This is a genomic window from Armatimonadota bacterium (assembly GCA_037138755.1).
In the GTDB taxonomy this organism is placed as follows: domain Bacteria; phylum Armatimonadota; class Fimbriimonadia; order Fimbriimonadales; family Fimbriimonadaceae; genus Fimbriimonas.
In genome coordinates this window covers 1,643,739-1,655,478 of sequence record JBAXHT010000001.1, presented here as the reverse complement: position 1 = coordinate 1,655,478, position 11,740 = coordinate 1,643,739, and the positions used below count along the sequence as shown (strand labels likewise).

Below are 11,740 nucleotides of genomic sequence, written 5' to 3'. Positions count from 1 at the left end.
CATAAAATCAGTCAATGTTTGGCGTCGCTTTTGCCGTGGCTGCTTTTGCCCCCGAAGTTCCTCCTTTGATTCCTTTACCCCAGAGTCAAAAGGTCATTTCGGTCGAGCCGTTTGAAGTCAAAGCTGACACGCGAATCAATGCCGACGCGACACTTTTTGCCACCTCCGAACTCAAAGGTATTTTTCCAGCGTTCACTCTCAGTGCTGCGCCAACTCGCGCCGTCAACCAAGTTAACTTTCGTCGCGAACCATCCTTCAAGCCGGAACAGTACGTTCTCAACGTCGCGAAGAATCGAGTCGATATTGCCTATGGCGATCCTACAGGGGCCCTCTATGCGGTCGAAACTCTGCGGCAACTCACGACCCAGAACAAGATTCTTGGCTACCGCATCGAGGACAAACCACGGTTCAGTTGGAGGGGTTGGCATCTTGATGTTTCGAGGCACTTCTTCACCGTTGCCGAAGTTAAGCGGAGCCTCGACCAGATGGCGAGGTACAAACTCAACCGGTTTCACTGGCATTTGGTGGACGATGGAGGTTGGCGAATCGCGCTGGACCGGTATCCAGAACTCACCAAGAAGGGTGCCTACCGTAAGGAAGAACCCTGGAGCTATTCAAAGATCAACTTGACCGGCGACACAAAAGCCTACGGTGGGTTCTACACGAAGCAAGATATTCGCGAGGTAGTTGCCTACGCCACCGAACGGGGCATCACGGTTGTCCCGGAGATTGAGATGCCGGGACACACGCTTCCTAGCATTCACGCCTTCCCTTCCCTTGGCTGTCGGGACGCCAAGAAGTATCCCGACAACACGTGGACGACCAATGTTTACTGCGCGGGGAAGGATCAAACTTTTCAGTTCCTTGAGGATGTTCTCAACGAAGTCTTCGAGATGTTCCCTTCGCAATGGATTCATATCGGCGGTGACGAGGTTGATAAGAAATGGTGGCGAGAGTGCCCGGACTGCCAGGCTCGAATTAGGGAGGAAATGCTTAAGGATGAGAACGGGCTTCAGAGCTACTTCATTCGACGCATCGAAAAGATCATCAACTCCAACGGTCGGAGCATGATCGGATGGGACGAGATTTTGGAGGGCGGCTTGGCTCCGAATGCAACGGTGATGTCCTGGCGAGGAATCGAAGGTGGCGTGGCGGCCGCTAAGTCGGGGCATGAAGTGGTGATGACTCCAACATCTCACTGCTACTTCGATTTTGCTTACGCTTCGACTTCAACCGAGCATGTATACAGCTGGGACCCGGTGCCTGCCGGTCTAACGCCGAAGGAGTCTGAAAAGATTCTCGGTGGTCAGGCCAACGTTTGGACAGAGTGGATCCCTGATATCCGCCGCTATGACCTTATGGTCTGGCCACGCATGCTGGCAATGTCTGAAGTTCTGTGGTCTTCCGCCCCCAAAGACTATGCAGCGTTCTCGAAGCGTGTTGACGCTTCTTATCCGATGCTTGAACAGATGGGTATCAACTACTACCTAGAAGAGCCTGCGGTCGAGACTTCGTTCATTTTCAGCAAGACACCCGTGGTGTACTCTGGTTTACAGTTCAGTCGTCCAGTCTTTGTTCAAACCGATCCCCAGGCTCCGGCTGCTCAGTGGGCACAACTGGTAACCCAAGAGATTCCGGCCAACAAGGGTCTGTATCTGGCCCACAAGCGTCGGGATGGTTCGCTTGGCGACATTGCCGAGCTTTACCGCTCGGATCGAGTGAACCCATTGCCCTCTGGCGTCGGTCAGCCTGGCTTGAATGTGTCTTTCTGGGAAGGAACGTTTAAGTCGTGCTCTGACTTCGACGAGCTCTCGCCGAAGGGCTCGGGGGTTGCTTCGCAGATTAGCCTGGTCGCCCGTCCTCGAGCCAACAACTACGGCTTGCGATTCACCGGTCGGATTCGATTCCCAGGTCGCAAGTTCAAACTTTTCCTGACCTCAGACGATGGGGCCGTCTTGCGTCTGAACGGGATCAAGGTCATCAACCACGACTTGGGCCATGCCGAATCGACCAAGTCGGTTGGAATCGAGGTCGCGGATGGGATTTATGAATTTGACCTGCGCTACTTTGAGGCAGGTGGGGCATCTTCGCGGCGGCTCGAAGTGGAGGGGAACGGTTTGAAACGGCAACCAGTGCCTGAGAGTTGGTTCAGTCGATAGTTTTTTTGACGTTTCACTCGTTGCATTTCAGTTTGGGCCTTGGCTTCGGGTGTGAAGCGAGGGGCAAGTTCGAAGTGTGGAATGGCTTCGGTGAGCCGGTTTCAGACTCATCAGTAGTCGATGTGATTGATGTCGTATCCGCGCGGAACGAAAGCCCCTACGTTTACAAGTGGCAACAAAAAGGCCCTCCCCGATAATATCGAGGAGGGCTTTTCAGTTCGACGAGCCTTAGTTGGTTACGGGGAGTCCGTTGACTGGGTTGAGGACCTGTGCTCCACCATCGGTGAAGACGCGAGCGCCCCACTGGAAGTTGTTTGGAGCGAGGGTCTGAGCGAACGGTCGGTACTTAGCCGAACCATCAGCAAATCCGTAGTTGTCACCCTGGTTGTTGAATCGGAAACCTGAGTGGTACGTGATCAACGGTCGTGACGTGAGAGGAGTGGTTCGGCAGTCAGTCATCTGAGTTCGAGCGACGTTGAAGTCGATCGCGAAGATGTTCGCTGGTCGAACTCCACCTGCATCTTCAGCCGATCCGAAGTACTGTCCAGCCACGCCGTTACTGGTCAACGCGTTGGTCGATCGGTGCGAGCTGTTTCGTGACGTTCCGCTGATCGACTGGCCGTTGAGACAGTTGTTGTTATCAATCAGACCAGCAAGCTGAATCGTGTTGGCAGGGCTGTCCAGAGCGGTCTGGCTGACAACGGTGATACCTCGGGTGACGTCTGCGATGTTTCGGAGGCGTGGGATGATTGCCGAGTTAACGGTGTAGGAGAGTCGGGGAACTTGCTCATCGAAGATGAAGCCGCCCGCTGAAGGAGCGCCTGGGAATCCGGCTGCACAGATGTTTGCATTCTGTCCGGCTGGAGCACCAGCTCCGCTGTTGTTGTTGGCACTTGCAAAGCAGGTTGGAGCGTTTCCGCCGATTGAGTCGACTGGTGAAACGAACAGCTGGTTGTTCTTTACGTAAGGCATGATCATTCCGGACCAGTGGATGTAACCACCAGTGACTCCGCCGAGAGCTGGATTGAAAGCTCGGTGGAAATATGCGGAAGGATAAGTGTCGTCGGTGTCGCCCGAGTACATGATGATGCCGAGGCTCATCTGCTTGACGTTGCTGAGGTCAGCGGCCTTCTTGGCAGCAAGCTTGGCTTGCGCGAAAACTGGGAAGAGGATTGCAGCTAGAATAGCGATGATCGCGATAACGACCAGCAGCTCGATGAGGGTAAATGCCTTTTTCATGAGTATCAGATTCCAATTCGTCGCTAACTCAAGTCATATCATCAGCGCGCGATGATATGATTTAGCATGAACTCACTTCTTAACGTTCTCTTAATCTTTGATTATTGGTTTTAACTGAATGTTAAAAACAATCCCCCAGCCAAGGCCGGGGGATTAATCGAAATGGCTTACGAACGGAGCTTAGCCACCGACTTGGGTCACGCCATCGGTTTTGACGATGATTCCACCGCCGCCACCATAGTTGCGGGTACCCCATTGGAAGTTGTCTTGGCGGAGCGTGGTGCTGAGCTTAGCGTTCTTCGCGTGGGTGTCTGCGTAGGTGTAGTTTGCGTTTCCACCGATCAGGTCGCCAGTTACCTTGTTGAATCGGCTTGGCTGGGTGTAGGTAAGGTGGGTGTATGGGTTCGAAGAACCGAGTGCAAGGTTGGCCGTGTTGTTGAAGGCATCTCGAGCGAGGGCTTCGGTGATTGCGAAGTACTGAGCAGCTCCAACGTCTCCGCCACCTGAGGTAGCAACTTCACCGACGTATCGACCGCTGGTGTTGTTCAACGTATTGAGGAAGGCGTTGGTGGATCGGTGCGACTTGAACGCAGCGCCAGAAGCAATGGAAGTGTCAGCAATTGCACCAACAACGTCTGTCAGAGGAGCCAGCAGGATGATGTTTGCCGAGTTTTCAGGTGCGGTTGCGCTGACAACGGTCGACGGGTCGATCGTTCGTCGCTTTCGTGGCATGATAGCCGCGTTTGCAGTGTAGCTGAGCGAGGTGCCTGGTTGTCCTGAACTGGGTTTTGGGTGACCTGACCTGAAGGAGCGCCGTATCCACCGTTGTTGTTGATGAAGTTGGTAGGAGCAAGTCCGCCGACCCTATCGACTGGTGAAACGAAGATCTGAAGGTTCTTCACGTATGGCATGATCATGCCAGACCAGTGGGTATACCCGCCGGCCGAAGAAGCGTCGTTGTTGTAGTAGTAAGCCGAAGGGTAGACGTCGTCGGAATCAGCGAGATAGATCGCCATGGAAGTGCCGATCTGCTTCATGTTGCTGAGGTCTGCGCTCTTCTTAGCTGCTTCTTTGGCTTGTGCAAAGACTGGGAAGAGGATAGCGGCGAGGATAGCGATGATCGCGATAACGACCAGCAACTCGATGAGGGTAAATGCCTTTTTCATGGAAATAAGTGCTCCTAGTTTCGGACCTCAAAAGTTCCGCAACCAAACCAGCACATAACATTTTCCACTCCAATTCAGGACCTTAACTGAATGATAACATCTTATTAATATACTCTTAACATTAGCCTGCAACTTTTCTCAGGCTGATCCGTAAGCCTTCGTTTTTATGGAGGGAACCCTCGAAAGGTCTGGAATGGCATCAAAACTTAAACTGGGCACGCAGCGTAAGCTGTTGGATGCTATTGATCGGAGCGTTCGCTGGAGTCCCCGTTGCTTGTCCAAGTTGAGTATTCCATTGCCAAGCAACGCTGAGCCGCAGGAATTGGCTCACGTCTCGGATGTAGGCGATTCCGTTCAGTGTCGTCAGTCCACCGCTCAGCGATGTATCGGCATCCCATTCTTCGTGGCGCAGCACGAATGTGTCGATCTTGTTCAGCTTGTAATCAATCGAGACGTGGTAGCCGCCGGTTTCGGTGGCTAGGTAGTTCTGTCCGGGGATCCGATCCTTTCCTCGCATCACCTCGGAGCGTAGGTCGAACTTCGACTTCGTCGGATGGTAGCGCAGATCGAAGTAGGAGAACTTGCGATCATCCGTCGCAAGATCGGTTGCCCCGCTTACAAACCGTGGTCTTCTGGTGCTGATGGCGGAGAGCCCACCTTCCCATGCTCCCGCCTTGACGTGTACCCCGGCGACAGGACCGGTTTCGCCCGCAGGTCCCCGGGTGTTCGTGACCGCTTCGATGTCGTTAACGGTTAATGATGACCAGAGGCCCGCGAACCAGTAGTTGCTGCTATCTCCGTTTTGGTACAGCACGCCTCGCCCTCGCTCACCAGCGTGATAGGTCTGATTGTATAAAGCTCGCTCGGGCCAAGTTCGCGCAAAGCTTGCGTAAGAGATCTCGTAACCGAGTGGCGTATTCTGCTGACCGATTGTGTAGCTAGGCCCACTCTTTGCAAGATAGGTCGCCGGTTTGTATTGGATAAATGCGTCGCGGACTTGGGCTGATGTTTGGTTAACGCCCGTATTGAACTCGACGCTAAAGCGCCCCAGCGTACGGCTATCGCCAATGTGGTTGTAAATCAGACGAGTTCGCCGATTTCTGAAGTCTGCAGTCGTATTGCCGTTGCTCTGGATACTCGTGAACTGCGTATGTAGGAAGCCACTAAACCACCCATGGTTCGTTTGCTCAAGGTTTGGTGCGTTCAGCTTCTTGTTGAGAGCTTCAATCTGCCTTTTGAGTTCTGCAATCTCGTCGGCAAAGGTTGCTTCCGTGCTATTCGAGGCTAAAGTGTAGTCCAGCAATTGCTTCTCGAGCGCTTGCCGCTGCTTGGAAAGGTCATCCTGAGCGAAACAGATCGAAACAGAAGAGATAAGAACAAGAATCGCTGTCGGCTTTAACATTTTTAGCGTGTTAAGAAACCGAATTACGTCGGCTCAAAGATAGAGTCCCCTGCTGAACAGAGTTCTGCAGGGGACAAGTGTGGATCAGTCTTAATAGATTGAATCAGGGAAGTAAAAGTTCTTGGCGTTCGCTTTTTCGATCAGCTCGATAGGAACGGATTCGTTGGTTGATTTCCAAGCCTTAAGCTCTTCTTTAGTCTTGCCGGTCATCGTCTTAACCGCAAGCTCGATTCCCTTTGCAATCATGCTGGGAGGGTAGGTCACATCGCCAGGGAACATTGGGTCTCCGTCCATCACTCGCTTGACGATATCCTTCATACCAGCGCCGCCGAGAATGAAAATATTCTTGTCTCGTCCAGCTTCCTTGAGGGCCTTTTCGGCACCGAGAGCCATGTCGTCGTCAGCCGCCCAGATCGCGTTGACTTCTTTGTGCTTGACGAGCATGGTCTGCATCTTTTCAAACGCTTTTTGTTGGTTCCAGTCGGCTTGTTGGCTGTCGAGAACCTTGATCCCAGGATTCTTTGCCCAAACTTCTTTGGCGGCTTCAACGCGGTCGGTGTTGACGTTGCAAGCAACGCCTTCCAGAACGAGCACATTGCCCTTACCGTTGAGCTGCTTGGCGATGAACTCGGCGGAAATTCGACCGAATGCCTTGTTGTCTCCAGCAAGAAAAATATCGGCGATCGGCTCGGTGAAACCGCGATCAACGTTAACGATGAAGACCCCTGCATCGTGAAGCTCCTTCGCCTTCGGCGTCAGCGGTTCGCTGGCGTGGGCAAGGATGACAAGACCGTCAATCTTTTGCGCGAGCATCGCGTCGAGGCTTTCGTTCTGCTTGGCCGGGTTGTCGGCGGTTTGGTACACCCACTCGATTTCAGGATGCTTCTTCATCTCCTGCTCAGCCCAGTACTTGACGCCGCCCGTCCAGCCGTGGTCGGCAGATGGGATCGAGACGCCAATCTTGAGCTTCTTACCTTCTGCCGTCGGAGCCGGAGCGGTGGAAGCGGAGGAGGTGTCGCCAGAAGCGGCATTGCCCGATCCGCATCCGAAGACCATCAGAGCGGCGGCGGCGATGAGGCCGAATTTGAGTAGGTTTCGTGATTTCATGAGGTTGATTTCTGTCCGCGTTGAATCAGAACTGCAAGAAGAATGATAACACCTTTCACACAGCCCTGCCAGTTAGGATTGATGCTGCTTATAACAAGAATATTGCTGATGAGTCCTAAAATCAATACGCCAATGACGGTGGACCAGATTTGTCCCTTTCCGCCATTGAGGCTTGTTCCGCCTATCACAACGGCGGCGATGGCGTCGAGTTCGACGATTTGGCCGAGGGATGCGGGGTCGGCGCCAGTGAGTCGGGAGCCTTGGAGGACGGCAGCGATTCCGGTGCAGATGCCGAGAATCGTATAGGCAACCACCTTGATCTGATTAGAACGGATGCCTGAATAGATGGCGGCGGTCTCGTTTGCTCCCACTGCAATCAGCCTTCGTCCATAAACGCTTCGGTTCAAAATCCAAGAGCTAATCGCCGCGATAATCAGGAAGATGAATATTGGCCAGTGAGCCAGCAGTGGTCGTCCTGCGGCATCAACTGCTCCAGGAATAGGGATGCCGCCTTGGGCCAGACCTGGGTAGAGATCCTTGCTACTTGCCGTAAGCGAGCGCGCATCCGTCAGCGCAAGAGCGAGACTGCGGAAGCCTACTAGACCGGCAAGAGTCGCGACAAATGGAGCGATTTTGCCCCACGTGATGATGACTCCGTTGGCGAATCCGATGAGGGCGCCGGCCCCGATGCCGACGACAATCGCGGCTATCGTCTTCGCTGGATCATCGGCGGGCTTGTTCAGCGCGAGAATACTCAAGACCCCGAGGAGGCCCATCAAAGAACCGACCGAGAGGTCGATTCCGCCGCCGATGATGACCAGCGTCATGCCGACAGCGATGATGCCCGTGTACGAGTTTTGGCTTAGGATGTTTCGCAGGTTCTGGGGATCGGTGGCAACGCCTTTCTTCCAGAAGATCACATCAATGAGCACATAGATGATATACATTGCCGCCAGCGCGACGAGGGCTTGGTTGTTTTTGAGAAATTTCAAGCGGCCTTTACTCCTTCCTTTATTCCGGCGGCTAGTCGCATAATGTTGGCTTCGGTGAGTTCGTTTTGTTGAAGTTCGCCTTCAACTCGCCCGTCTCGGAAAACGAGCGCGCGGTGACAGAGGCCAATGATTTCAGGCATTTCGGATGAAATCACGATGCAAGACATTCCTTCCTGGGCGAGCTTGGCGATCAGCGAGTAGATTTCCGCCTTTGCTCCGACATCAACCCCTCGTGTGGGTTCGTCGAGGATGAGAATCTTTGGGTTCACCGCTAGCCACTTCGCGATGGCGCACTTCTGCTGGTTTCCGCCGCTCAGGCTGGTCATCGGGAGTTCCATGTCCGCGACTTTGATGCCGAGCTTTTCGATCCAAGTCTTCGTGGTTTCTTGCTGAATCAATTTGCCTTTCAGGACACGGAGAGCAGCCAGACAAATGTTGTCACGGATGGACATCGTGGTGACCAGGCTCTTGCCTTTTCGATCTTCAGAGATGTAGACAATGCCTTGGGAGATCGCTTCTTGGTAACTCTTGATCGGCCTAATTGGACCAATGTGCTCCACAGCACCCGGTCGAAGGCCGACTAATGCCTCGGCAAACTCGGTTCGCCCGGAGCCAATGAGACCAGCAATGCCTAAGATTTCGCCTCGATGCAGGGTGAGGGAGATGTCTTTGACAAGCGGTAAGGAGGAGAGGTTTTGAATTTCGAGAGCGATCTCAGGCGAAACGTCTGGGGTCCCCGAAGGGAAGATGTCCGCCAGCGGACGCCCGACCATCAAGTCGGCTAGTGAACTCTCCGTCTGGCCTTGGGTCTGGTACTCCCCGACTTTGACTCCATCCCTGAGCACCACGAGCCGGTCGGTGAGCGAAAGGATTTCGGGAAGCCGGTGTGAGACGTAGAGTACGGCGACGCCTTGGTCTTTGAGTCCACGAATTAGGGCAAAAAGCTCGAGTGATTCTTGTTCACCGAGAACGGCCGTGGGTTCGTCAAAGATGATGAGCTTAGGCTTCTGGCTGATCGCTTTTGCGATTTCGACGAGTTGCTGTTGGGCGACAGAGAGATCGCCGCAGAGGGTTTCGGGGCCGAAACTTGCACCGACTAGCTTCAGGAGCTCGGCGGCTTCTGAGTCCGTGTCCTTTCGGTTGACCGTAACACTTCCTTTTTCTCGGCCCAAAAAAATGTTATCGGCGACACTCAGTGTGGGGATGAGGTTGAGTTCTTGGTGAACCATCGCGATCCCTTTGGCGATCGCTTCCCTTGGGGTGGCAAACGTTTGGATCTCGTTGTGGATCGATATTGAGCCTCCGGAGGGCCGGTGAACTCCACTGAGGAGCTTCATGAAAGTGCTCTTTCCGGCCCCGTTTTCCCCAATGACACCGATGATCTCACCGGCTTGGATAGTGATATCAAACGCGTCGAGAGCGACATTGGTGCCAAAAGCCTTCGTCAGTCCGGTCGCCTCGATCATCTGGGGAAAACGTTACCCGCTGGAACTTGCCCTGGACATTCATTTCACTAACGATTGTCGAATGAGCCGCCTAATTTGCTCCTTAGTGGAATCTCCACTAAACCCCGTGATGGCTCCGCATATCTTTCCATCTTTTCCAATGACTACGAACAACGGAATCGAAGTCGCACCAAGACTCTTCGCTAACGCATCGGCATTGTAGGCGATTGGGTACCCGTGTTTTCCACCGACCGATTGGGCTTTGGCCCGGGTGTCTCCCTTGGCAAACGAGCAGTTCGCGCCAATGACACGAACTTCTCGGAACTCCTTCGCGAGGCTGGCAATCGACGGACTCGCGGCGAGGCACGGTCCGCACCAGGTGGCCCAGAAGTCGAGGAGAATCACCTTTCCACGATTCGCCGCGATCGAAAACTTCGTCCCATCGGTCATCGAAAGTGCTTCTTTCGAGAGGTCGCGCCCGACGAGGCTCTTTGGGTTGAGCGCGGAAACATCAGCTTTTCGGATGGTCTTGACAATTTGCAGGGGCAGCCGTACGCGCTTGACGGTTGTCCCATCGTAATCGACTACGGTAGTCAGTGCTTTCAGATTCTTGGACCCATAGAAGCCGATTCTTGTTAGGTTCTTGAGGCTTGCCGGGTTGCCCTGGGTGTCCAGGATTTGGGTTGCATTCGTGAACCTGAAAATGCGGCTTTTGCCACCGATATTTACTGTCACATCTGTCTTAGAGATTTCAACCAGCGTCCCTGAAACGGTCTCGGCCTGAGAGATCGCGCTGATGAGCAGGGGGGCAAACGCTAGCAAGTACTTCATTTCCAAAACGATACGAGAATCTCCTTCCGAGAGGTTCCCTTGCCCCATTAAGCGGCGATCGGCAACGACGTTTCATACCCGGCATAGATTTCTTTCAAAGAAGCGATGCAATCCGGATCAAAAGCGGTCCCTGCATCGCGATCCATGATTCGGAAGATCGTCTCGAGGGGAAGGGCTTCCCGGTAGGGACGGTTTGCGCTGAGGGCGTCGAAGACATCGCTGACCGTCATGATCCGCGAGGCTAGGCTGAGCTGTTCGGCACCGAGTCCGCGCCAATATCCCTTTCCATCGATCCGTTCGTGGTGAGTGGAAGCTAAGTCGGCAATCGCCTCAAACGTAGGAATCCGGCGTAAGATCAGGTCGCTGTACTTAGGGTGAAGCTTGATCTGATCGAACTCTTCCGGTTCAAGTTTTCCTGGCTTCTCGAGAATCGCGGTTGAAATTCCCAGCTTCCCGATGTCGTGGAGTAGCCCAGCGCGATGCAGCAGCTTGACCGTCTCGGGCGAAAGATCCATGTGGCGTCCGAGTTGGACGGCGTAGCGAGCTACTCGAGTGCTATGCTCGGCGGTAAAGCTGGATTTGGCGTCGATGATGAGAGCAAACGCTTCGGCGATCCCGTCGATATCGGCGTCAATCGCCGCTTCTTGGTATTCGGCAACTTGACTCTGAAGCTCGCCCAGATCATCAAAAGAACTCCAGAATCTTAGGTCGGTCGAAATTGCACGGCAGGCGCGAACCACTTCGGGGTCGAACCACTTTTGGTTCCGTTCCGCCGCCATCTCATACGCGGCGTTGAGTCCGAAACTCTGAAAGAAAACTTCGAAGGTTTGGCAAAAGCAAAGGATGCGTGCGAGCAACGGGATGCTCTTCCCTTCGAGCTTATAGGGCGACCCGTGGCCGTCCCAGTGTTCATCCAGAGCCTGGATCGCGGCGGCGACTTCGGAGTTTAGCCCCAGCATTTTCGCAATCATTGCGCCGCGGGTGCATCTTGCCTCTGTCACTTCATCCATCACTTTGGTCGGATGTCCCAGATTTTGAGCCAGTCGACGCAGCTTTGCTCCGACGGTATTCCCGGCTTCCGTCTGCGCAATCGCAAACTTGATGGACTCGATATTGGAAGTCCAGTCGACCAACTTTACTTTTTGCTTAGCAAGAAACTCATCGCCGCCAAACATCTTTTGGATGCGGACGGCGTTGTTGGAGCAGCCGGAATCCTTGAGCACCGCCGCGAAGTAGAGGTCCTCCTTGTCGGTTTCGCAGAGTTTCAACTCACTTGCAATCCGAAGCGCGAGTTTTGCGGTCCGAAGCGCGTGACCTTCGGGCTGACCTTCGACTAAGTCCAGGGCTTGGCTCAACGCACCAAGAATATGCGCCTTCGATGGTCGATCCGTCATCTCTC

Annotated in this window: 9 protein-coding genes and 1 pseudogene; 1 reads left to right on the top strand and 9 read right to left on the bottom strand. The window is 53.9% G+C overall.

Annotated features, from left to right (window positions below):
* Nucleotides 1–14 precede the first annotated feature (14 nt).
* Nucleotides 15–2,159 (top strand): family 20 glycosylhydrolase, encoded by a 2,145-nt coding sequence (locus WCK51_07865; protein ID MEI7576793.1) that lies wholly within the window; start codon nucleotides 15–17, stop codon nucleotides 2,157–2,159.
* Nucleotides 2,160–2,387: 228 nt separating this feature from the next.
* On the opposite strand, the gene WCK51_07860 is transcribed toward WCK51_07865, so the two are convergent.
* The 9 genes and pseudogenes from WCK51_07860 to WCK51_07820 form a co-directional block, all read right to left on the bottom strand.
* Nucleotides 2,388–3,398 carry a prepilin-type N-terminal cleavage/methylation domain-containing protein gene (locus WCK51_07860; protein ID MEI7576792.1) on the bottom strand — a complete coding sequence of 337 codons (1,011 nt, stop codon included), beginning with the start codon at nucleotides 3,396–3,398 and terminating at the stop codon, nucleotides 2,388–2,390.
* Between the two features lie 180 nt (nucleotides 3,399–3,578).
* A complete protein-coding gene (locus WCK51_07855; protein MEI7576791.1) occupies nucleotides 3,579–4,130 on the bottom strand; it encodes a hypothetical protein in 552 nt (183 codons plus the stop codon).
* Nucleotides 4,131–4,402: 272 nt separating this feature from the next.
* Nucleotides 4,403–4,564: pseudogene (locus tag WCK51_07850) on the bottom strand (prepilin-type N-terminal cleavage/methylation domain-containing protein).
* 199 nt (nucleotides 4,565–4,763) lie between these two features.
* A complete protein-coding gene (locus WCK51_07845) occupies nucleotides 4,764–5,966 on the bottom strand; it encodes a hypothetical protein (GenBank protein ID MEI7576790.1) in 1,203 nt (400 codons plus the stop codon).
* Between the two features lie 90 nt (nucleotides 5,967–6,056).
* Nucleotides 6,057–7,073, bottom strand: coding sequence for an ABC transporter substrate-binding protein (locus WCK51_07840; GenBank protein MEI7576789.1), 1,017 nt, complete (start codon nucleotides 7,071–7,073; stop codon nucleotides 6,057–6,059).
* Complete coding sequence (locus WCK51_07835; GenBank protein ID MEI7576788.1) at nucleotides 7,070–8,065, bottom strand: ABC transporter permease; 996 nt, start codon at nucleotides 8,063–8,065, stop codon at nucleotides 7,070–7,072. Before WCK51_07835 ends, WCK51_07840 begins: the two co-directional genes overlap by 4 nt.
* The gene (locus WCK51_07830) at nucleotides 8,062–9,531 is read right to left on the bottom strand and encodes a sugar ABC transporter ATP-binding protein (protein ID MEI7576787.1); all 1,470 of its coding nucleotides are present in this window, start codon (nucleotides 9,529–9,531) and stop codon (nucleotides 8,062–8,064) included. Before WCK51_07830 ends, WCK51_07835 begins: the two co-directional genes overlap by 4 nt.
* A 39-nt stretch (nucleotides 9,532–9,570) precedes the next feature.
* A complete protein-coding gene (locus WCK51_07825) occupies nucleotides 9,571–10,341 on the bottom strand; it encodes a TlpA disulfide reductase family protein (GenBank protein ID MEI7576786.1) in 771 nt (256 codons plus the stop codon).
* A gap of 47 nt (nucleotides 10,342–10,388) precedes the next feature.
* A complete protein-coding gene (locus WCK51_07820; GenBank protein MEI7576785.1) occupies nucleotides 10,389–11,735 on the bottom strand; it encodes an HD domain-containing phosphohydrolase in 1,347 nt (448 codons plus the stop codon).
* Nucleotides 11,736–11,740 lie beyond the last annotated feature (5 nt).